The 21,489-nt window shown below is 71.9% G+C and carries 19 protein-coding genes and 1 pseudogene; 4 read left to right on the forward strand and 16 right to left on the reverse strand.

All coding sequences use genetic code 11. The features are described from left to right. From AB0I76_RS05790 to AB0I76_RS05810, 5 genes are all read right to left on the reverse strand, one after another. A partial coding sequence (locus AB0I76_RS05790; RefSeq protein ID WP_357030343.1) for an MFS transporter occupies positions 1-259 on the reverse strand: 259 nt, incomplete at its 3' end. Positions 260-368: 109 nt separating this feature from the next. Then, positions 369-1,541 (reverse strand): flavodoxin-dependent (E)-4-hydroxy-3-methylbut-2-enyl-diphosphate synthase, encoded by a 1,173-nt coding sequence (gene ispG, locus AB0I76_RS05795; protein ID WP_357030345.1) that lies wholly within the window; start codon positions 1,539-1,541, stop codon positions 369-371. 9 nt (positions 1,542-1,550) lie between these two features. Continuing rightward, the gene (locus AB0I76_RS05800; RefSeq protein ID WP_357030347.1) at positions 1,551-2,801 is read right to left on the reverse strand and encodes a site-2 protease family protein; all 1,251 of its coding nucleotides are present in this window, start codon (positions 2,799-2,801) and stop codon (positions 1,551-1,553) included. Then, entirely contained in the window at positions 2,801-4,012 is a 1,212-nt protein-coding gene (gene dxr, locus AB0I76_RS05805; protein ID WP_357030349.1) for a 1-deoxy-D-xylulose-5-phosphate reductoisomerase, read from the reverse strand. Before dxr ends, AB0I76_RS05800 begins: the two co-directional genes overlap by 1 nt. 163 nt (positions 4,013-4,175) lie before the next feature. Beyond that, on the reverse strand, positions 4,176-4,727 hold the full coding sequence (locus AB0I76_RS05810; RefSeq protein WP_357030351.1) for a GNAT family N-acetyltransferase: 552 nt from the start codon (positions 4,725-4,727) through the stop codon (positions 4,176-4,178). A 51-nt stretch (positions 4,728-4,778) separates the two neighbouring features. On the opposite strand from AB0I76_RS05810, the gene AB0I76_RS05815 reads away from it, so the two are divergent. After that, on the forward strand, positions 4,779-5,636 hold the full coding sequence (locus AB0I76_RS05815; RefSeq protein WP_357030353.1) for a YhjD/YihY/BrkB family envelope integrity protein: 858 nt from the start codon (positions 4,779-4,781) through the stop codon (positions 5,634-5,636). Between the two features lie 50 nt (positions 5,637-5,686). Here the strand turns inward: AB0I76_RS05815 and AB0I76_RS05820 are convergent, their stop codons facing one another. After that, positions 5,687-7,867, reverse strand: a complete 2,181-nt coding sequence (locus AB0I76_RS05820) for an MMPL family transporter (RefSeq protein WP_357030355.1) — start codon at positions 7,865-7,867, stop codon at positions 5,687-5,689. Positions 7,868-7,970: 103 nt separating this feature from the next. Here AB0I76_RS05820 and AB0I76_RS05825 point away from each other — a divergent pair, with 103 nt between their 5' ends. Next, positions 7,971-8,717 carry a TetR/AcrR family transcriptional regulator gene (locus AB0I76_RS05825; RefSeq protein WP_357030357.1) on the forward strand — a complete coding sequence of 249 codons (747 nt, stop codon included), beginning with the start codon at positions 7,971-7,973 and terminating at the stop codon, positions 8,715-8,717. A gap of 10 nt (positions 8,718-8,727) precedes the next feature. Continuing rightward, on the forward strand, positions 8,728-10,326 hold the full coding sequence (locus AB0I76_RS05830; RefSeq protein WP_357030359.1) for an NAD(P)/FAD-dependent oxidoreductase: 1,599 nt from the start codon (positions 8,728-8,730) through the stop codon (positions 10,324-10,326). A 45-nt stretch (positions 10,327-10,371) separates the two neighbouring features. On the opposite strand, the gene AB0I76_RS05835 is transcribed toward AB0I76_RS05830, so the two are convergent. Together AB0I76_RS05835 and AB0I76_RS05840 are read right to left on the reverse strand one after the other, a co-directional pair. Next, positions 10,372-11,004: a TMEM175 family protein gene (locus AB0I76_RS05835; RefSeq protein ID WP_357030378.1), complete on the reverse strand. Its 633-nt coding sequence runs from the start codon at positions 11,002-11,004 to the stop codon at positions 10,372-10,374. A gap of 79 nt (positions 11,005-11,083) precedes the next feature. Then, positions 11,084-12,664 (reverse strand): Rieske 2Fe-2S domain-containing protein, encoded by a 1,581-nt coding sequence (locus AB0I76_RS05840; protein WP_357030361.1) that lies wholly within the window; start codon positions 12,662-12,664, stop codon positions 11,084-11,086. 291 nt (positions 12,665-12,955) lie between these two features. On the opposite strand from AB0I76_RS05840, the gene AB0I76_RS05845 reads away from it, so the two are divergent. Then, positions 12,956-13,177 (forward strand): DUF2631 domain-containing protein, encoded by a 222-nt coding sequence (locus AB0I76_RS05845; RefSeq protein WP_120726360.1) that lies wholly within the window; start codon positions 12,956-12,958, stop codon positions 13,175-13,177. 76 nt (positions 13,178-13,253) lie between these two features. On the opposite strand, the gene AB0I76_RS05850 is transcribed toward AB0I76_RS05845, so the two are convergent. The 8 genes and pseudogenes from AB0I76_RS05850 to AB0I76_RS05885 form a co-directional block, all read right to left on the reverse strand. Continuing rightward, on the reverse strand, positions 13,254-14,351 hold the full coding sequence (locus tag AB0I76_RS05850) for a DivIVA domain-containing protein (protein ID WP_357030363.1): 1,098 nt from the start codon (positions 14,349-14,351) through the stop codon (positions 13,254-13,256). 31 nt (positions 14,352-14,382) lie between these two features. Continuing rightward, positions 14,383-15,531 carry a 23S rRNA (adenine(2503)-C(2))-methyltransferase RlmN gene (gene rlmN / locus AB0I76_RS05855; RefSeq protein ID WP_357030365.1) on the reverse strand — a complete coding sequence of 383 codons (1,149 nt, stop codon included), beginning with the start codon at positions 15,529-15,531 and terminating at the stop codon, positions 14,383-14,385. Positions 15,532-15,635: 104 nt separating this feature from the next. Continuing rightward, the gene (locus AB0I76_RS05860) at positions 15,636-16,925 is read right to left on the reverse strand and encodes a phosphatidate cytidylyltransferase (protein WP_357030367.1); all 1,290 of its coding nucleotides are present in this window, start codon (positions 16,923-16,925) and stop codon (positions 15,636-15,638) included. Between the two features lie 290 nt (positions 16,926-17,215). Beyond that, complete coding sequence (gene frr / locus AB0I76_RS05865) at positions 17,216-17,773, reverse strand: ribosome recycling factor (RefSeq protein WP_357030370.1); 558 nt, start codon at positions 17,771-17,773, stop codon at positions 17,216-17,218. A gap of 76 nt (positions 17,774-17,849) precedes the next feature. After that, entirely contained in the window at positions 17,850-18,617 is a 768-nt protein-coding gene (pyrH, locus tag AB0I76_RS05870; protein ID WP_357030372.1) for a UMP kinase, read from the reverse strand. A gap of 161 nt (positions 18,618-18,778) precedes the next feature. After that, entirely contained in the window at positions 18,779-19,606 is an 828-nt protein-coding gene (tsf, locus tag AB0I76_RS05875; RefSeq protein WP_357030374.1) for a translation elongation factor Ts, read from the reverse strand. A gap of 138 nt (positions 19,607-19,744) precedes the next feature. Then, positions 19,745-20,617 (reverse strand): 30S ribosomal protein S2, encoded by an 873-nt coding sequence (gene rpsB, locus AB0I76_RS05880; protein ID WP_357030376.1) that lies wholly within the window; start codon positions 20,615-20,617, stop codon positions 19,745-19,747. A gap of 314 nt (positions 20,618-20,931) precedes the next feature. Continuing rightward, positions 20,932-21,489: pseudogene (locus AB0I76_RS05885) on the reverse strand (hypothetical protein); the annotation flags it as partial.

The raw sequence follows: 21,489 nt of genomic DNA on the forward strand, positions 1-21,489 counted from the left end.
GCCCGCCCGAGGCGGCGAGCGCGCCGATGGCGGTGCCCCGGGGGCCGAGCCGGTCGGCCAGGTAGCCGGTCGGGGCGCTGGCCACCACCCCGACCAGCGCGGTCAACGTGAGACCGATCCCCACTTCGGTCGGGGTGAGGCCGACCGACCGGGTCAGGAAGAGCGCGCTGGCGACGAGCCACAGGCCACGCCCGACGGTGCGGACCAGCGTGCCGATGGTCAGGACCCGGATCGCGCCGGGTTCGGGGAGAAGTCGCACCACGGCAGTCTAACAAAACGTACGTACGGTTTTTGCCCCGTGCGTACGTCGAGAAAGGCCCCGACCGCCGGAAGGGGCGGTCGGGGCCGACGCACGACGGCGTGGTGGGTCAGTGCACGGTGACGGTGGCGCCGGGGAGCATGTCCCGCAGCTCCTCAGGGATCTCGGCGCCCATCTCGTCGGCGATCCGCAGCGCCTCCTCGATCAGCGTCTCGACGATCTGCGCCTCGGGGACGGTCTTGACGACCTGGCCCTTGACGAAGATCTGGCCCTTGCCGTTGCCGGAGGCGACGCCGAGGTCGGCCTCGCGGGCCTCGCCCGGGCCGTTCACGACGCAGCCCATGACGGCGACGCGCAGCGGCACCGGCAGCCCCTCGAGGCCGGCGGTGACCTCCTCGGCGAGCTTGTACACGTCCACCTGGGCCCGGCCGCAGGACGGGCAGGAGACGATCTCCAGGCCGCGCTCCCGCAGGCCGAGCGACTCCAGGATCTGGTTGCCGACCTTGATCTCCTCCACCGGCGGGGCGGAGAGGGAGACGCGGATGGTGTCGCCGATCCCCTCGGCCAGCAGCGCACCGAACGCGACCGCCGACTTGATGGTGCCCTGGAAGGCGGGACCGGCCTCGGTGACGCCCAGGTGCAGCGGGTAGTCGCACTGCGCGGCGAGCTGGCGGTACGCCCGGATCATCACGACCGGGTCGTTGTGCTTCACGGAGATCTTGATGTCGCGGAAGCCGTGCTCCTCGAACAGCGAGCACTCCCACAGCGCCGACTCGACCAGCGCCTCGGCGGTGGCCTTGCCGTACTTGGCGAGCAGCCGCTTGTCCAGCGAGCCGGCGTTGACGCCGATGCGGATCGGCACGCCCGCGTCGCCGGCGGCCTTGGCGATCTCCTTGACCTTGTCGTCGAACTGCCGGATGTTGCCCGGGTTGACCCGGACGGCGGCGCAGCCCGCGTCGATGGCGGCGAAGACGTACTTCGGCTGGAAGTGGATGTCGGCGATGACCGGGATCTGCGACTTCTTCGCGATCGCCGGCAGCGCCTCCACGTCGTCCTGGCTGGGTACGGCGACCCGGACGATCTGGCAGCCGGACGCGGTCAACTCGGCGATCTGCTGGAGCGTCGCGTTGACGTCGGAGGTGAGGGTCGTGGTCATGGACTGCACGGAGACCGGCGCGCCGCCGCCGACCGGCACCGAGCCGACCATGATCTGGCGGCTCGCCCGGCGCGGCGCGAGCGGCGGGGGCGGTACGGCGGGGATACCGAGACTGACAGCGGTCACTTCAGGCACTCACCTTGAGAAGAGCGTGATGGGGTTGACGACGTCCGCGGTGATGGTCAGCAGCGTGAACGCGCCACCGATCAGGATCACCGCGTACGTGAAGGGCATGAGCTTGAGGTAGTCGACGCGCCCCGGGTCGGGGCGGCGCAGCCGGGCGTAGAGCCAGGAGCGGGCCCGCTCGAACCAGGCGATGGCGATGTGGCCGCCGTCCAGTGGGAGCAGCGGCAGCAGGTTGAACACGCCGATGAAGAAGTTCAGCGAGACGAAGAGCATGAAGAACAGCAGCCAGGCCTCGTTCTCGACGGCCTCGCCGCCGAGCCGGCTGGCGCCGACCACGCTGATCGGGGTATCGATGTCCCGCTCGCCGCCGGTGATGGCGGTCCACAGGGCGGGGATCTTCTGCGGGATGCGCTTCAGCGCCTCGTACGTGTTGACCGCCATGTCGCCGGTGAAGTCGGCGGTGGCGCCGACGGCGGCGACCGGGCCGTACTCGATCCGGGTGGGTGTGCTCGGAACCAGGCCGACGCCGAGCGCGGCGACCGCCGTGACGGCGCCCTTGGGGTCGTCCAGCGGCGGGCGCTGGGTCTGCGCGAGCACCGTGCTGGTCTTGGCCGACTGGCCGTCGCGGACGTACGCGATCTGCGCGGTGTCGCCCGGCTTGAGCGAGCGCAGGGTGGTGAGCAGCTCGCCGTAGTTCGCGATCGGCGTGCCGTTGACCGAGGTGATCCGGTCGCCGTCGCGCAGCTGCGCCTGGGCGGCCGGGCTGGCCGCGTCGGCGGCGGTGCACTCGCGCACCGCGTTCTCCGGGACCACGCACTCGGAGAGCTGGATGACCGCCGGCTCCTGGCGGATCTCCGCCTCGGTGCTGGGGAAGTTCGGATTCGGCAGGCCGGCGGTGATCGCGATGATCCACAGGGCGCCCACGGCGAGGATGAAGTGGGTCACCGAGCCCGCGGACATCACGATCGTCCGCTTCCAGACCGGGTAGCGCCACATCGCCCGGGGCTCGTCGGCCGGGTCGACGTCGTCGTCCTGCGGCGTCATTCCGACGATCTTGCAGAAGCCGCCGAGCGGGATGCCCTTGACGCCGTACTCCGTCTCGCCCCGCCTGAACGACCACAGGGTCGGGCCGAAGCCGACGAAGTAGCGGGTGACCTTCATGCCGAAGGCCTTCGCGGTGAGCATGTGCCCCGCCTCGTGCAGGCTCACCGAGATGAGGATCGCGAGGGCGAAGAGCGTCACCCCGAGCAGGTATGCCATCAAGCTCCTTCCACCGAACCCGCGATGATCTCCTGAGCGTGCGCGCGCGCCCACGACTCCGCCGCGAGCACGTCCTCGACGGTACCTGGTTCGGCGAAGTCGGGAGCGTCCTCCACCACGCGCTGGAGGGTGTCGACGATGCCCAGAAAGGGCAGCCGCCCCGCCACGAACGCCGCCACGCACTCCTCGTTCGCCGCGTTGTAGATCGCCGGCCGGCACCGGCCCGCCTCGCCGGCCGCCTTGGCCAGCGCGACGGCCGGGAACGCCTCGTCGTCCAGGGGCGCGAACTCCCAGGTGTGGGCCTTCGTCCAGTCCACCGCCGAGGCGGCGTCGGCCACCCGGTCCGGCCAACCGATGCCGAGCGCGATCGGCAGGCGCATGTCCGGTGGGCTGGCCTGGGCGATGGTGGAGCCGTCGACGAACTCGACCATCGAGTGGATCACCGACTGCGGGTGCACCATCACGGTGATGTCGACGTACGGCACGTCGAACAGCTCGTGCGCCTCGATCACCTCCAGCGCCTTGTTGACCATGGTCGCGGAGTTGATCGTGACGACCGGGCCCATGTTCCACGTCGGGTGCGCGAGCGCCTGCTCGGGTGTGACCTGGGTCAACTCGTCCCGCCGCTTCCCCCGGAACGGCCCGCCGCTGGCGGTGACGACCAACCGCCGCACCTCGGCCCGCGAGCCCGAGCGCAGGCACTGGGCCAGCGCCGAGTGCTCCGAGTCCACCGGGACGATCTGCCCCGGCCGCGTCACCGCCGCCCGGACCAGTGGGCCGCCGGCGACGAGCGACTCCTTGTTGGCGAGCGCGAGCGTACGACCGGCGCGCAGCGCCGCCAGCGTCGGCGCGAGCCCGAGCGAGCCGACCACCCCGTTGAGGACGACGTCACAGGGCCACTGCGCCAACTCGGTCATCGCGTCCGGCCCGGCCACGATCTTGGGAAGCTTGAAGTCGCCGGTGGCCCAGCCGCGCCGGCTCGCCTCCGCGTAGAAGGCGAGCTGCAGGTCCTGCGCGGCGGACGCCTTCGCCACGCCGACCGCCTCCACGCCGAGTTCGAGGGCCTGGGCGGCGAGCAGCTCGACGTTGCCGCCGCCGGCACCGAGCGCCACCACCCGGAACCGGTCCGGGTTGCGGCGCACGATGTCGATGGCCTGGGTACCGATGGAGCCGGTGGAACCGAGCAGGACGAGGTCCCGGGGAGAAGTCACGCGGCCATTCTTCCCCAGCGTCCTGAACGCCCGCCGGGAGCCTCAGTCCTCGGTGTGTGGTGCTTCCGGCGCTGCTTCCGCTCCCGACATGATCGACTCGACATCCCTGACGTCGGGGTGTCCGGGTCAGGTCGTCAGGCCGACATCAATGACGACGAGTGGGTCATGCCCGAGGGGGCGCGTCCAGGGCGAAGGTCTCCACCTCCGTGCCGCCGTACCAGTCGGTGCGCCGGCCGAGGTGCGTCATCCCGAGCCGCCGGCACACCGCCATCGACGCCTCGTTGCCGGGCGCGACCACCGCGTACACCCGTGAATCGCCGGCGGCGAACGCCCGGTGGAGAACCGCACGCGCCGCCTCGGTGGCGTACCCGTGTCCCCAGGAGTCCGGGTGCAGGTGCCACCCGACCTCGATGTCCTCCGTGAATGTCACGCCGTCGCCGCCGGGCAGGGGCTTCACCAGCACGCTCCCCACGACCGGCCCGCCGTCGCGCACCTCGACCGCCCAGATGCCGTAACGGCCGGCGTACGGCGCGTACCGCTCGCGCCACGAATTCAGCCGCTCGGCGGCCTCGGCCGGGTCGGTCAGCCGCCCCGCGCCGCCGCCCAGCCAGCGCATGACCTCCGGCCGGGAATAGATGGCGTAGATCCGCTCCAGGTCGGCGGGAGTATCGGTCCAGTCACGGATCACGAGGCGTTCGGTGGTGACTACGGTCATGGCGGGCGATCTTAATGAGTGGCCGGCGACGGGAGGGGGAACAGGAACGCGGTGGGCAGCGGATGGCAGCGGACGAAGCGGATCACCAGTGCCGCGTTCCGTCCGGTACGCGGACGGGACCTGTCGCTGCACGCCGCCGCGATCACCTTCTACGCGGCGATCGCCGTGGTGCCGGTGGCGCTGCTGGCGATCTGGCTGACCGCGCTGGTGGCGGGCGGGGACCGGGTCCGCCGGCTCACGTCGTACGCGGTGGACACGCTGCCGGACGCGATCGGTGCGCCCCACGCGGTGGCCGCCCTGGTCGAGGCCGGGGTGGGGTTGACCCCGCTGCTGGCGTTGGCGTCGCTGCTGCCGGCGTCGCTGTACGGCGAGGGGCTGCGCCGGGCGTTCGTCTCGGTGGCCCTGCCGCGCAGCGACGAGTCGCTGGTGGGCTGGCGGGGCCGGTTGCTGCTGCTCCCGCTCCTGGCACCCGCCCCGGCGCTGCTGTTCTCGATCCTGCTGGCGCTGCCCACCACGACCGGGCTGGTTCGTCAGGGCGGCTGGATCGGCGCGCTCGGGGTGGTGCTGTCGTTCCTGGGGGTGTGGCTGGTGCTCACCCCGGTGCTGCTGTGGGTGTTCCGGGTGGTCGGGCCGGCCTCGCCGGACTGGCTGTCGACCCTGGGCGTGGGGTCGTTCACGGCCGCGAACCTGTCCGGCTTCCTGCACGGCTTCGTGCTGTTCGCGTCGCTGCCGATCGACCTGGGGGTGCCGTTCGGCGGCTTCACCGAGATCGGGGCGGGGGTGGCGGTGCTGCTCTGGCTGTACCTGTTCCACGTGATCGTCCTGGCCGGCTACTCCGCCACCCTGGCCCTGTCCCGCTGGCGCGCCGCCCGCGCCACTCCCGCCCCGCCCTCCGCCACCGAAGGTTGATCAAGAGGTTTGCGTCAGAGGCAGCACGCCGCCTGACGCAAACCTCTTGATCAACGCGCTAAGAGGGACGCGGGGTGGCGGGGGGCCGGCTCGGGTTCGGTGGTCTCGCGGATGCCGTACCGGCGGTAGACCCGGCCCAGCGGCCCCGGCGCCCACCAGTTCCACCGGCCGAGCAGCCGCATCGTCGCCGGCACGAGCAGCGCCCGGACCAGCGTCGCGTCCACCACGATCGCCACGATCATGCCCACGCCGATCAGCTTGATGTACGACATCGAGCCGGTGGCGAAGCCGGCCACCACGATGATCAGCAGCAGCGCGGCGGCGGTGATGATCCGACCGGTGGCCTGGAGGCCGGCAGTCACCGCGGCGGTGTTGTCGCCGGTGCGGTCCCACTCCTCGCGGACCCGGGACAGCAGGAACACCTCGTAGTCGGTGGCCAGACCGAACAGCAGGGCCAGCATGAGGATCGGGTTGCTGGGCTCGATGAAGCCGGTCGCGGTGAAGCCGAGCAGGTCGGCGAAGTTCCCGTCCTGGAAGATCCAGACCACCACGCCGAACGACGCGCCGATCGAGATCACGTTCATCAGCACCGCCTTGACCGGCAGCACCACCGAACCGAACGCGAGGAAGAGCAGCACCAGCGTCGCGGCGGCCATCAGCAGGGCCATCCAGGGCAACCGGTCGCCGAGGCTGTCCAGCAGGTCCCGGTCGGCGGCGGGCCGACCCCCGACGAGCACCTCAGACCCGTCCGGTGCGGGCAGCGCGCGCACCGCGCGGACGATGTCCTGGGCCACGTCGCCGGTCGGCTCGCCCGGATAGCCCACGGTCAGCAGCGTCGAGGCGTCGCGGTTGGCCACCACCCGCACGCCGGTGACGCCCGGGACCGCGGCGATCCGGTCGGCGAACCCCTGGACCCGCGTCGGGTCGGCACCGGACACCAGGACGTCGATCGGGGCGACCGTGCCGCCGGGGAACTCGTCGGCGATCCGCTCGGAGACCACCCGGGGCGCGGCGTCCGCCGGCAGCACCCGCTCGTCGAAGCCGCCGAACTCCATCCGCAGCGACGGCACCGCCAGCAGCCCGAGCAGGAGCACGACCCCGACCAGGTAGCGCACCGGACGCCGCATCACGCTCCGCGCGATCCGGGCCCAGGCGCCGCCGGTCTCCCCCGCCGCCGGCCGCCCACCCCGCGCACCACGCCGCCACGGCATCGGTACGCGGACAGCGTCGATCCTCCTGCCGAGCACCGCCAGCAGGGCCGGCAGCACGGTGAGCGCCGCGAGCATGGCAACCAGGACGGCGGCCATCCCGCCCAGGCCCATCGAGCGCAGGAACGCCTGCGGGAAGATCAGCAGGCTGCCCATGGCGAGCGCGATGGTGAGGCCGGAGACGAGGACGGTACGACCGGCGGTGGCCATGGTCCGGCGGATCGCGGCGGCGGTGTCGTGGCCGGCCGCCAGTTCCTCGCGGAAGCGGCTGACGACGAACAGGGCGTAGTCGACGGCCATGCCGAGCCCGATCAGCGTGATGATGTTGATGGCGAAGATGGACACGTCGGTGACGAGGTTGACCAGGCGGACGGCGACCAACGCGCCGAGGATCGCCAACCCGCCGACCAGCAGCGGGGTCGCCGCCGCGACGAGGCCCCCGAAGATCAGCACGAGCAGCACCAGCAGCACCGGCATGGAGAGGATCTCCGCCCGGGTGATGTCCTCGGTGGTGCGGGTGTTCGCCTCGTGGAGGAACGCCACCGTGCCGCCGACCTCGGTCCGCAGGCCGGGCGCGTCGAGGGCCGGGCGCAACGCCTCGTACGCCTCGGCCTTGCCGTCCTCGTCGGAGGCGCGGAGCTGGACCGCCGCGTAGGTGGCCCGGCGGTCGGTCGAGACCAGACCGGGGGCCGGTGTGTCGTACCAGCTGACGACGCTGGTCACCTCGGCCCGCCCGCGCAGCCCGGCGACGGTCGCGGCGACCGGGTCCCGGAAGGCCGGCTGGTCCACGGTCGTCGCGTCGCTGGACCAGAGCACGACCAGGTCCGCGCCCTGCGGACCCAGCTCGGCGGTGATCCGCTCGACGGCACGGCTGGACTCGCTCGCCGGGTCGTCGAAACCGCCCCCGGTCAGCTGGCCGAAGACGCCGGCCCCCCAGGTCGCCCCGACCGCGACCAGCACCAGGGCGGCGGCCAGCACCGCCCAGCGGAACCGCACCACCACCCGTCCCCACCAGGCGAACATTCGCTTCCCCCTCCACCGACGGCTAAGCTGTAACCATCGCTCATTTGAGTGAACGCCGTTAACTATTGCAACGGCGTTAGCTCCAGTCAAGGGGGTTCGCCGGATGACCGCACCGTCCCGCCGGGAGCGCCTGCGTACGGCGACCGTCGCCGAGATCAAGGGTGGCGCCCGGCGGCTGCTGGTCGACGGCGGCGTGGAGGCGGTTTCGCTGCGCGCCATCGCCCGCGACATGGGCATGACCGCCCCGGCCATCTACCGGTACTTCCCGAGCCTCGAGGCCCTGGTCGGCGCGCTGGCCGGCGACCTGTACGAGGAGTTGACCGCCCTCCTGGAGGCGGCCCGGGACGGCGCCGGCGAGGACGAGGTGGCCCAACTGCTCGCCATGTCGCGCGCGTTCCGGGCCTGGTCGGTGACGCATCCCGCCGAGTTCGGGCTGATCTTCGGCGCGCCGGTGCCCGGCGTGACCACCTTCGTCGCCGACTGCACCCACGAAGACCACCCCGGCGCCCGCTTCGGCGCGGTCTTCGTGCAGCCGCTGGTCGAGCTGTGGCACCGCTCCCCGTTCCCCACGCCCCCGGCCGAGGTCCTCGAACGACACCTGGGCGGTCGACTGGAACCGCTGCGCCAGAGCCACGGTGCGGTGCCGATGGAGGTGGCCTGGGCGTTCCTGTCCGGCTGGACCCGCATCTACGGCCTCATCGCCATGGAGGTCTTCGACCAGATCAGTTGGGCGATGACCGACCCCGAACACCTCTTCGAACTGGAACTCACCACCTTCGCCACCCAACTCGACCCCACCCGCCCCAGACCTTCCACCGCGGGGAGTGACCCGGGGGCGGGGAGGGGTTAGGTTCAGCGGCATGGGTGAGCAGGGGCTGCCGGAGCGGGTTGATGTCGTCGTTGTCGGTGCGGGGCACAACGGGCTGGTGTCCGCGATCATGCTCGCGCGCGCCGGGTTGGACGTGCTGGTGCTGGAGGCGGCCGAGGTGATCGGCGGAGCGACGCGCACCGAGAACCCGTTCCCGAAGGTCCCCGAGCTGCGCCACTCCACCGGTTCGTACCTGCTCGGCCTCATGCCGCCCGAACTGCTCGCCACGCTCGACGTGACGATCCCGGTGCTGCGGCGGGACCCGCACTACTTCCTGCCCACCCCGGGCGGCCTCGGGTCGCCGTACCTGCTGATGGGCAGCGACCACGCCACGACCCGACGCCAGCTCGCGGAGTTCTTCTCCCCCGCCGACGTGGCCGCCGACGACGCGCTCCAGGCCGAGCTGGCCGCCCTCCGCGAGGACCTCGCGCCCGCCTGGCTGTCGGAGCCGCTGCCGGTGGAGGAGACCGCCGAGCGGTACGTGCGACCCGCGCTGCGGCAGGTCTTCGTCGACCTGGTCCGCGGGTCGGTCGCCGACCACCTGGCCCGCTTCGAGTTCCGCTCCGAACTGCTGGTCAGCATGTACGCGGTCACCGACGGCCTCTCCGGCCTCAACGCCGGCCCCGACGACCCGGGCACCGGGCACAACTTCCTGGTGCACAACATGTGCCGCCTGCCTGGCGCCGACGGCACCTGGATGATCGCCAGGGGCGGCATGGGCACGGTGTCGGGCACCTTCGCCGACGCCGCCCGGGCCGCCGGCGCGCGGATCCTCAGCGGTACGCCGGTCGAGGCGATCACCCTGGACGGCGGCGCGGCCGGCGGCGTCGTGCTGGCCGACGGCCGGCAGGTGTCCGCCGAGGTGGTGCTCGGGGCCTGCGACCCGTACCGGCTGATGGAGCTGCTGCCCGACGGCGCGCTACCGGCCCCCCTGGGCGAACGGATGGCGGCGGTCCGCCGCCCCGGCACCACGCTGAAGCTCAACCTGGCGCTGACCGGCCTGCCGCGCTTCTCCTGCCAGCCCGCCGACGCCCCGAGCCCGTTCGGCTCGACGATCCACTTGCTGCCCGGCTCCGCGTCCCTGGTCGGCTCGGGCGGCGGCTCGCCGATGGCGGCGCTGCGCGCGATGTGGGCCGACGTGCAGGCCGGGCGGCTGCCCGAGGAGCCGACGATCGAGTGGTACCTGCACACCACCGTCGACCCGTCGCTGTCCGACCCCGCCGGACACCACTCGTCGGCGCTGTTCGTGCAGTCCGTGCCGTACGCGCCGGCCGGCACGACGTGGGACGAGGCCCTGCCCGGGTACGTGGACAAGCTGATCGCCATCTGCGAGCGGTACGCCCCGGGGACCGGCGACCTGATCGCCGACGCGGTGCCGCTGCCACCACCCGGTATCGAGGCGCACTTCGGCATCACCGGCGGGCACATCCACCACGTCGACAACACCGTCTCGTTCACCGACCGCATGCCGTACGCGACCGGGGTCGACGGCGTGTACGCGGGCAGCGCCGGCTGCCACCCGGCGGGCAGCGTGATCGGCGCCGCCGGTCACAACGCCGCCCGGCGCATCCTCGCCGACCTGGGCCGGTAAGGAAGGGCCCCTCGTTTACGCCTGCGGTAGAGGAAGGGTCCCCTCTTAACGCCGTTCCCAGACCGCCGAGCTCGGCAGGTCGCCGGGGCGGCGGATGAGGGAGAGGCCGACGAGCACGAGGTAGAGGACGAGGCTGAGGATCGGCTCGATGAAGACGGCGGCGAAGGCGACAAGGTAGAGCACCGGGCGCAGCAGTAACCGTCGCGAGACCGCCCGGGCGAGTCGGGGATCCAGGTCGGGATGGAGCAGCCGCCGCCGGCGAGCCCACCACCAGCTCAGGTTGAAGAAGAGGGCCTCGCCGAGCACGGTGCCGACGTAGAGGGCGGCGGTCAGCCGCTGTTCCGTGGGGGCAGCACGCAGGTTGTCCGCGAGCAGGTCCGCGGTGAACGGGATCGTCGCGACGAAGAGCAACTGGAGCAGGTTGAACACGAGCAGCGGCTGGTCCACCCGGACCACGTACCGCCACATGTTGTGGTGCCCGAGCCAGATCTGGCCGGCGATCCCGAAGGTGATCACATAGGCCAGGTACGACGGCCAGGCGTTGAGGAGCGCGTCCGGCACCTCCTCGCCGGTGGCCCGGGCGGGGCCGTTCTGGAGCAGTTCGACGGCCATCACGGTCACCACGACCGCGAAGATCCCGTCGCTGAAGGTCTCCACGCGGGACGCGTCCCGGTTCATCTCCCGCCCGGGCCCGTACCGGTACTCCGTCCCGCCCTCGTCCGGACGCCCCGTCACGCTCGCCGCCCCGAGCCGACCGTCAGCTGAGCGCCTCGCCCGCCGGGGCGGGGGCCTGCTCGTCGGCCCGGTGGGCGCGGACCTTGTGCCCGACGCTGGTCAGGCAACGGCCGCTGGGCAGGTCGAACCGCCAGCCGTGCAGCTGGCAGGTGAGCTGGTCGCCCTCGACGATGCCGAACCGGCTCAGGTCCGCCTTGAGGTGCGGGCAGCGGCGCTGCACGACCCAGTCCCCGATGGTGATGTCCTCGGCGTCGACGGCCCGCTCGTGCTCGTCGTACCAGCCCTCGGCGTACTGGAGGCGCTCACTCGACAGGCACTTGAAGAAGGCGTAGACGAACTCGTTGTACTGGCCGATCCGGGCCGCCGAGAAGCGGCAGGACAGGAAGAGCGAGTTGACCCAGTCCACCTCGCCGATGTGGAACAGGTGCTCGATCAGCGCCCGCTCGGTGCGGAAGCGGTAGCGGACCTTCTCGTCCGCGTACGGCCGGACCTCCTTGCCGGGGAAGTCCACCACGATCGATTCGACGCTCTCCCCGTCGTAGCCCACCAGGTCGAAGCGGACCGGCCCACCGACGCCCTTGGCGAGGTAGATCGACTCGTCCAGCAGCGGCTCGATGCGGCGCTTCATCTCGGCCAGCACGTCGATCTCCGGGTGCCGCCAGGACGCCTTCTCCGCCTCGATGATCGGGCGCTTACGCTCCCGCATCTCCTCCAGGTGCGCGGTCTTGTTCGCGAAGTACTCCTCCACCGGGACCGGGTGCGTGGTGGTGGTGCCCTCGGTGGTGACCTCGGCGACGCTGCCCGGCAGCAGCACGATGCCGTTGGTGCCGCCGACCTTCGCGTACTCGGCGAGGAAGACCGACTGGTCGGGGAAGATGTTGCCCTCGTCGCCGTGGATGTCGTTGAACTGCCACAGCGCGTCGTCGAGGAAGCACGGCGGACCGGCGATCGGGAAGACGTTGTCGGCCTTCAGGTCGTCGATGTAGCGCCAGGTGCGGTCGAACTGCCGGTCCCGCTTCTGCTTGCCGAACGCCGTCTTCGCCGCCTGCGGGAGCTCGTAGACCATCGGGTACCAGATCGCGCCGGAGAACTGGAGCATGTGCGCGTGCACGTGGCCCAGCTCGGCGAAGACGCTCAGGTCGGTGGGGCGGGCGTCGTTCTGGTTGAGCAGGCGCACCCCGTCGTACTCGACCCACAACGACGAGTCGCCGATCGGGCCGTCGGTCGGGCTGGTCAGCGCCTGGATCATGACCTTCAGGCCACCGGGCAGCTCCATGACCTGCTCGTTCGGCGCCTTGAGGAACGTCGTGAAGCCCAGCTCCCGCAGCTCGTCCTCCATCTCCGAGGTGGGGAACTCGGGGAGCAGGACGGTGGCGTCCTTGGACACGAAGTCGCGCAGGTGCTTCGCGTCGAAGTGGTCCCGGTGCAGGTGGGACACGTACAGGTAGTCGACCTGGCCCAGGGCCTCCCAGTCGAGCAGCGAGTTGTCGGGGAACGGGAACCAGGACGCGAAGTAGGCCGGATTGACCCACGGGTCGCACAGGATGCTGCCCGCGGCCGTGTCGATCCGCATGCTGGCGTGCCCCGTACCGGTCACTCGCACCGCAGTTCCCCCTCAAAAGACAAACAAGGTGTACGTCAGAACGCTACCGGAGCCACTCTGGCCACCGCCCCGCGACGCCGGTAGTGCCGGCTGTCCCGGCCCGACCCGGGCCCTTCGGCCCGGGGCACCGGTCCGTACCGCCCCGGGTGCGGGCACCGGCGGTGGATCACCGGCCGGTCGGCCCCACGGCGCGCCGCGTGTGACGGCTCCCGTCCGGTCGGACCCTGCGCCGGGCCCCGTACGGGGCGTGCCAGACTATCCGGAGATCCGATCGCGAGGGAAGGACCGACAGTGGCAGGAAGCGAGCCGGTAACGTCGCCGGACCAGCACAAGCCGGGGCACCGCAAGTCCGGGCGGATCGGCGCGGTCGTCGTCGCGCTGGCGCTGCTGGCGATGCTCTGCGGCAACCACGAGGGCAGGGTCGAGGACATCTGGCTGGTCGGCCTCGCCGTGCTGCTGCTGGTCATCGTCATCGGCGACACGGTGCTGCGCCGCAACGGCCTGCGGTCCTAGGGACGCGCCGGCACCGGACACCGACACGCACGAGGGCCCGCACCCCCACCGGGGAGCGGGCCCTCGTCGTACGCGGTCAGCGGCCGAGCAGGATGTCCTGCACGTCCTTCAGCGCGGCATCGACCTCGGCCTCGAAGTAGCCGCCCTGCACCAGCCCGAAGCGGAGCGTGTCGAGGTCCCGAGGGTTCACCGGCATCGGGTTGCGCCCCTGCATGCCGCCGAGCAGGGTCTCGAAGAAGCGGTCGACCTGGTCCGGGTCGTACCCACTGCCGAACCGGCGGACCTGGAAGCTGCGCCGGATCTGGTCGACCCGGTAGAGGTCGCTGCCGGGCGGGCCGGCCATCGGCGGACCGGCCATGGCGGGCGGGCCGGGCACGGCCGGCGGACCAGGCATCCCGGGGCCGCCGAAGCCCTGCTGGGACGGCACCGGCGGGCCACCGGGGCCGCGCATCTCACGCTCGGGCATGCGGATCTCGGCGGTCATGTCGGTGCGGCCGTGCCGGCCGGCCTCGAAGCCGTCGAAGCGCGGCTCCTGGCCGTAACCCGCGGGAGCGTCCTGCCCGTAGCCGCCGGGGCCGTCCTGGCCGTAGCCACCGGGACCGGCGGGCAGGCCGCGCTGGGGGCCACCGTGCCCCGGGGCGCCGGGACCCATCGGGCCACCCGGCCCCATCGGGGCGCCCGGACCGCCCGGGCCACGGGACGGCTCGTAGCCGCCGCGCGGGGCGTCGTAACCGCCGGCGTACGCGCCGGTCGGCTCGTCGTAACGACCGTAGCGGTCGGCGGGCGGACCGGACTGCGCCGGCATCACGCGGGGCGGCATCGGCTGCGGAACGGGGGACATGCCCCGGTCGTCCCGCATCGGGGGGCCCATCCGGTCGGGCGGTCCGAGCCGGTCGGGAAGCCGGGGGTCGGAACCCCGTCCGACGCCACCGCGCTCCTCCAGCTCGGCGAGCTGCCGCTCCACCCGGTCCAGGTGCAGGTCGACCTGCCACTCGTCGTAACCGTTGAAGCGAACCCGGAAGACGACGTCGTGGACCTCCTGGGAGGCCACGGGCGCGCCGAGTGGCTGGCCGGCGAGAGTGGCCTCGACCCGGTCCAGGAAGGCGTCCACCTCATCGACCTTGTATCCCCGGCGGAGCGCCTTACGCCGGAAACGCTGACCCTGACTCGCCACTATGTCTCCTGGTTTCGTTCGCTACGCCCGGTCACGGTGCCTCCCCGGCCCCAACGGTGTCGCTGTCCTCCGCGGCGGCCAGCTGCCCACACGCCCCGTCGATCTCGCGCCCCCGGGTGTCCCGCACCGTGGTGGACACCCCGGCGTCGCGCAACCGCCGGACGAACTCCCGCTCGACCGGCTTCGGGCTCGCGTCCCAGCGGCTGCCCGGCGTCGGGTTGAGCGGGATGAGGTTCACGTGGGCCAGCTTGCCGGCCAACAGCCGCCCGAGCAGATCGGCTCTCCACGGCTGGTCGTTCACGTCCTTGATCATCGCGTACTCGATCGACACACGACGGCCCGTCCGACCTGCGTAGTCCCACACCGCGTCCAGCACCTCGGAAACCTTCCAGCGCTGGTTGACCGGCACGAGTTCGTCGCGCAGCTCATCATCGGGGGCGTGCAACGACAGCGCAAGGGTCACTGAGAGGTCTTCGCTGGCCAGTCGGCGGATGGCCGGAACCAGGCCGACCGTGGAAACGGTGATGTGCCGCTGCGACAGGCCGAGCCCCTCGGGCGCGGGCGTGACCAGCCGACGGATCGCCGCGATCACCCGGTTGTAGTTGGCCAGCGGCTCGCCCATGCCCATGAAGACGACGTGCGACAGCCGGGGCGGCGAACCGGCCACCGCGCCGGAGGCGGCGACGCCGGCCAGGTAGACGGCCTGGTCGACGATCTCGGCGGTGGACAGGTTGCGGGTCAGCCCGGCCTGGCCGGTGGCACAGAACGGGCAGGCCATGCCGCAGCCGGCCTGGCTGGAGATGCAGACGGTCACCCGGTCCGGGTAGCCCATCAGCACGCTCTCCACCAGCGAGCCGTCGTGCAGCCGCCAGAGCGCCTTGCGGGTGGCCCCGTCGTCGCACGCCAGCTCCCGCACCGGGGTCAGCAGGCGGGGCAGCAGCCGGTCGGCCAGCTTCGCGCGGGTGGCGGCCGGCAGGTCGGTCATCTGCTCCGGGTCCCGGACCAGCCGCCCGAAGTAGTGGGTGGAGATCTGCGCGGCACGGAAGGCCGGCTCGCCCAGCTCGCTCACCAGGGCACGACGACCGGCGAGGTCCAGGTCGGCGAGGTGCTGCGGCGGCATCGAGGCGCGGCGGGATCCGGTGGCGTCCGGGTCGACGGGGATCAGGGGAAGGCTCGTCATGGCGTATCCAGTCTGTCACGCCGACCGGGCGAGGCACCTGTCCGAGGGTGCCGAATCGCCCCCGGCCGCCCGGCCGGGGCCCCATCCGGAGCGTGATTCACACCTCACCCCACCACCGGGACGTAGACCGCCAGCAGCAGGTACGCGGTGGGCACCGCGAAGAGGATCGAGTCGAGCCGGTCCATCAGGCCGCCGTGCCCGGGGAGCAGGTTGCTCATGTCCTTGATGCCCAGGTCCCGCTTCATCATCGACTCGGCGAGGTCACCGAGGACGGCCGCGCAGGACACCGCCACCCCGAACAGCGCCCCCCACCACGGGGCCACGTCGAAGAGGAGCCACAGCAGCAGGGCGCTGCCGACCGCCGCCGCGGTGACCGACCCGGCGAAGCCCTCCCAGGACTTCTTCGGGCTGATCGTGGGCGCCATCGGCCGCTTGCCGAAGTTCACGCCGGCCGCGTACCCGCCGGTGTCGGAGAGCACCACCGCGACCACGGTCACCAGGACCCGCAGCGGGCCGTCGTCGGGCGCCGCCGCGAGCAGGGCGGCGAACCCGGCGAGGAACGGCACGTACACCGTGATCACGGTCGCCGCGGTGAGGTCGCGGGCGAGGCCGCGCGTCCCGTCGCCGAGACGCCAGACCAGCGTCCCCAGCAGGGTCACCACGAGGCCGAGAGTGAGCGCGTCGAGACCGGCGAACCACGCGAGCCCGACGGTGAGGATTCCGCCGGCGACCAGCGGCACCAGCGGCGGGTGCGCGTCGGCCCGGCGTACCGCCCGCGCCATCTCCCAGATGCCCACACCGACCGCGCCGGCCAGCACCAGCAGGAAGGCCGGCGGGTAGAGGACGAGCGGGACCACGATCAGGGCGCCGAGGCACAGGCCGACCGCGATCGCGGCCGGCAGGTTGCGGCCGGCCCGGCTGGGCGCCGGCTGACCGTTCGCCGGGCGGCCCGCGCCGGCCCGGCGCCGGCCACGCTGCCGCCGGCCGCCCGCCCGCTCCGGGTCGCTCTCCGGGCCCATGTCCGGTCCGGTCTCCCGAACCGCCTCGAACTGCGCCGTCGGCTGGTCGTCGTCGGGACGGTCGCGACCGCCCGGGGAGCCGTTGTACGCGGGAGGCACGACATCGCCGTGCCGGTGCGGCTCGGCCGGGTCCTCGTGGCCGAGGCGGTCACCGGGGACGTCCCCGTGGTGCCGCGGCCGGGTGCCGCCGTCGGCCTCCTGCCAGGGGCGGGTGCGCGGTTCGGCGTACAGGTCAGGCGCGATGCCGGGACGGCGGGCCCGCGCGGCGGGCTCGATGTCGGGCTCCGGCCAGGGCAGCCCGGACGTGGGGGCGGGACGGTCCGGCCGCTCCCGGCCACGGGGATCGGCGCTGCCGTACGGGTCGAGGTGGGACATCAGGCACCGGTCGTACGCGGCGCGAGACGGACCACATGACGCACAACCACAACCATCCCCTACCCGAGCGAGCGTTCCGTCCAGTTGACCGGTTCGTCGGCCGGCCGATCCCCACCGTTCACCCCAGGGTGGCCGGGAATCGTGCCGAGCCTACTGCACGCCCGGATTACGTACCCCGGACGTCGGCCTCCACCCCTTCGGACCCGGACGGCCGCGCGGACGACGACGGCACCGGTCGCACGCCCGCGAGGGCGGCGCCGGTGCCGTGGGGTCGGTCGCCGGGCCGGGGGTCAGACCTCCAGCAGTTCGGCTTCCTTGTGCTTGACCAGTTCGTCGACGCCGGCCACGAACTTCTGGGTCAGGTCGTCCAGGTCCTTCTCGGCGCGGCGGCCGTCGTCCTCGCCGACCTCGCCGTCCTTGACCAGCCGGTCAAGCTCTTCCTTGCCCTTGCGCCGGATGTTGCGGATGGCGACCTTGGCCTCCTCACCCTTGTGCCGGGCCACCTTGATCATCTCGCGGCGGCGCTCCTCGGTCATCTGGGGGAGCAGGATGCGCAGCTGGTTGCCCTCGTTGTTCGGGTTCACGCCGAGGTCGGAGTCGCGGATCGCCTTCTCCATGGCGTTGATCTGCGAGTTGTCGTACGGCTTGATGATGACCATCCGGGGCTCGGGAACCCCGATCGACGCCATCTGCGGCAGCGGCGTGGGGCTGCCGTAGTAGTCGATGATGATCTTCGAGAACATGGCGGCGTTGGCGCGACCGGTGCGGATGGCGCCGAACTCTTCCTTGGCGTGCTCGATGGCACGCTCCATCTTGTCCTCGGCCTCGAGGAGGGTGTCGTCGATCACCGGTCTCCTCGCCTCCTTCTGTGCTCGTGGTGGGCTTGTCGTGTCGCCAGGACCGCTGCGGTCGCCGCCGGGTCGCTCAGGTGGTGATCAGCGTGCCGATCTGCTCGCCGCCCACGGCCCGGATGATCGTGTCGTCGCCCTGCGCGCCGAAGACCAGCATCGGCAGGCCGTTCTCCATGCAGAGGCTGAACGCGGCCGCGTCGGCCACCCGCAGGTTGCGGCGCAGCACCTCGGAGAAGGTGATCGAGTCGAACTTGCTGGCGGTCGGGTCGATCCGGGGGTCGGCGGTGTAGACGCCGTCCACGCCGTTCTTGCTCATCAGCACCACGTCGGCACGGATCTCCAGCGCGCGCTGCGCGGCGACCGTGTCGGTGGAGAAGTACGGCATGCCGGCACCCGCGCCGAAGATCACCACGCGGCCCTTCTCCAGGTGCCGGATCGCGCGCAGCGGGATGTACGGCTCGGCAACCTGGGCCATCGTGATCGCGCTCTGCACGCGCGTCTCGATGCCCTCCTTCTCCAGGAAGTCCTGCAACGCCAGGCAGTTCATCACGGTGCCCAGCATGCCCATGTAGTCGGCGCGCGCCCGGTCCATGCCGCGCTTCTGCAGCTCGGCGCCCCGGAAGAAGTTGCCGCCGCCCACCACCACGGAGACCTGCACGCCCCGGCGCACCACGGTCGCGATCTGGCGGGCGATGGCCTGGACGACGTCCGGGTCAACCCCGATCGCGCCCCCACCGAACACCTCGCCGGAGAGCTTCAGCACCACCCGGCGGGATCGGCCGGGGGGCGGCGCCGTCGGATCGTCCGCCGCCAGACTCCGATCACTCACAACCTGCGTCATCCGCCCCGCCCTCTCCCATGCGCGCGCCCCGGGCGCCGCGTACCGCGAAACTGCCGTAGCAGACCCTATGTGACGAGGAGGCCGCGGTGCCTGTCACGTACACCGGCGGCCTCCTCGTCGACGTTTCCCTGCCCCGGGCGTCCGCACGCCCGGGAACCGGCTCAGGCCTGGCCGACCTCGAACCGGATGAAGCGGCTGACCTCGATGCCGGCCTCGGCCAGCATCTGCTTCACCGTCTTCTTGTTGTCGGCGACCGAGGACTGCTCGACCAGGACGTAGTCCTTGAAGAACGCGTTGACCCGACCCTCGACGATCTTCGGCAGGGCCGCCTCGGGCTTGTTCTCCTCGCGGGCCGTCTGCTCGGCGATGCGCCGCTCGGACTCGACGACCTCGGCCGGAACCTCGTCCCGGGTGAGGTACTTCGGCCGCATCGCGGCGATCTGCATGGCGGCGGCACGCGCGTCGGCGTCACCGGCCTCGTCGGTCTTGCCGGAGTACTCCACGAGCACGCCGACCGCCGGGGGCAGGTCCTGGCTCTTGCGGTGCAGGTAGACCGCGACGGTGCCGTCCAGCTTGGCGAACCGGTTGAGGACCAGCTTCTCGCCGATCTTGGCCGACTGCTCCTGGATCAGGTCCGCGACCGTCTTGCCGTTCAGCTCGCTGGCGAGCAGCTCCTCGGCGTTGCTGACGGCCGTCCGCTCGCCGTGCTCGACGAGCTGCTGGGCCAGCGCGATGAACGCCTCGGTCTTGGCGACGAAGTCGGTCTCGCAGTTCAGCTCGAGCAGGGCCTTGCCGGAGTGCGCGACGAGGCCGTTCGCGGCGGTCCGGCCGGCACGCTTGCCGACGTCCTTGGCGCCCTTGACGCGCAGGATCTCAACGGCCTTGTCGAAGTCGCCCTCGGCCTCGGTCAGCGCCTTCTTGCTGTCCATCATGCCGGCGCCGGTCAGGTCGCGGAGCTTCTTGACGTCCGCGGCGGTGAAGTTGGACATGGCTCTCTCTTCGGTGTTGGAGACGGCGGGTGGGATGGTCTGTGGTGCCGGTTACCCGGATCCGAGCGCGATGTGCCCGGCGTACCTGCCGCTTCCCCACCGTCCGAAAAATCGGACGGTGGGGAAGCGGCGGCGCGGTCACTCCGCGGCGGCGGCCGCCGGCTGCTCGGCCGGCTTCTCAGCCGGCTGCTCGGCCTGCTGCTGCGCGGGCTGCTCGTCGGCCTTCTTCGGCTCCTCCAGCAGCTCGCGCTCCCACTCGGCCAGCGGCTCGTCGGAGGCGACGCCCGGCTCCGGCTTCTCGTCGGTGCCCCGGCGACGGCCGGAGCGCGCGATCAGGCCGTCGGCGACGGCGGCGGCCACGACCCTGGTCAGCAGCTCGGCCGAGCGGATCGCGTCGTCGTTGCCCGGGATCGGGAAGTCGACCTCGTCCGGGTCGCAGTTGGTGTCGAGCACGGCGATCACCGGGATGCCCAGCTTGCGGGCCTCGTCGACGGCGATGTGCTCCTTCTTGGTGTCCACGATCCAGACCGCGGCCGGGAGCTTCTGCATGTCCCGCAGACCACCGAGGGTCTTGGTGAGCTTGGTCTTCTCGCGGAACAGCTGCAGGGTCTCCTTCTTGGTGTAACCCGCGGCGGTGCCGGTCAGGTCACCCAGGGCCTCCAGCTCCTTCATCCGCTGCAGGCGCTTGTACACCGTCTGGAAGTTGGTCAGCATGCCACCGAGCCAACGGTGGTTGACGTACGGCTGACCGACCCGCGTCGCCTGCTCGGCGATGGCCTCCTGGGCCTGCTTCTTGGTGCCGACGAAGAGGATGCTGCCACCCTCGGCGACGGTCCCGCGCACGAACTCGTAGGCCTTCTCGATGTAGTCGAGGGTCTGGCGCAGGTCGATGATGTAGATACCGTTGCGCTCGGTGAAGATGAAGCGCTTCATCTTCGGGTTCCAGCGCCGGGTCTGGTGCCCGAAGTGGACACCGCTCTCCAGCAGCTGGCGCATGGTCACGACGGCCATGGTGGGGTACTCCTGACGTCCCTGGTTGTCACGCCCGGCCGGCGGCCGGGCATCCTGGCGCCCGGTCGTCGGCCATGGCGGACCCGACCAAGATCGGGACCAGGGAGGCCGTCGCCCCACGAGACTCGTGGAGAGGGCGCGCGAGGTCGACCGCACGAGGCGGTCGCCAGTCGACCAGTGTACGCCCCTCCCCGACCACCCCACCCCGGGGATGCAAGGAAGGGCCTCCCGTTAACGCCTGCGGTAGTAGAAGGGCCCCCGCTCAACACCGCACGCCGACCGGTGGGCCCGGCCGGCGTGCGGAGAGGCGTCGCTCAGCCGGCGGCGAGGGCGGCGGCCACGAAGAGCACCAGGCCCACCGTGAGGTACGCCGTCGGCGGGCGCAGCCAGCCGCGACTCCCCTCGGCCAGGGACAGCCCACCGGTACGCAGTCCGTACAGCCCGGTGGCGAAGATCGGCAGGCCGCACACGAGGAACGTCCCGACCACGACGTTCGACGACGACACCGGGTCGCCGGTCAGGCCGTCCAGCAGCACCCGCAGCGCGGGGATCTCGAAGACGACGACCAGGACGGCGAAGAGCACCGCCAGCGCGGGGCGGCGGGTGCGGTAGACCCCGTCACCGGCCGGGGCACCGGAGGGCGGGGCGACGACCGGCGGGTACGGCATCTCTCCGGGCGGGCCGTCCATCCGGGGGCCGACCGACGGCATCGGACCGGTCGGCATCTCCAGCGGGTGGGGCGTCTGGGGCGGTTCGACCGGCTTGGGCCCGACGATCGGGTAACCGCCCAGCGGTGCCGGCCGGGTCGGATCGACCACGGGACCGCCACCGGCCAGCGCGTCGGCGCTCGACGCCGCCAGGCCGTCGCGCGG

This window comes from Micromonospora sp. NPDC049799 (assembly GCF_040656655.1).
Lineage (GTDB): Bacteria > Actinomycetota > Actinomycetes > Mycobacteriales > Micromonosporaceae > Micromonospora.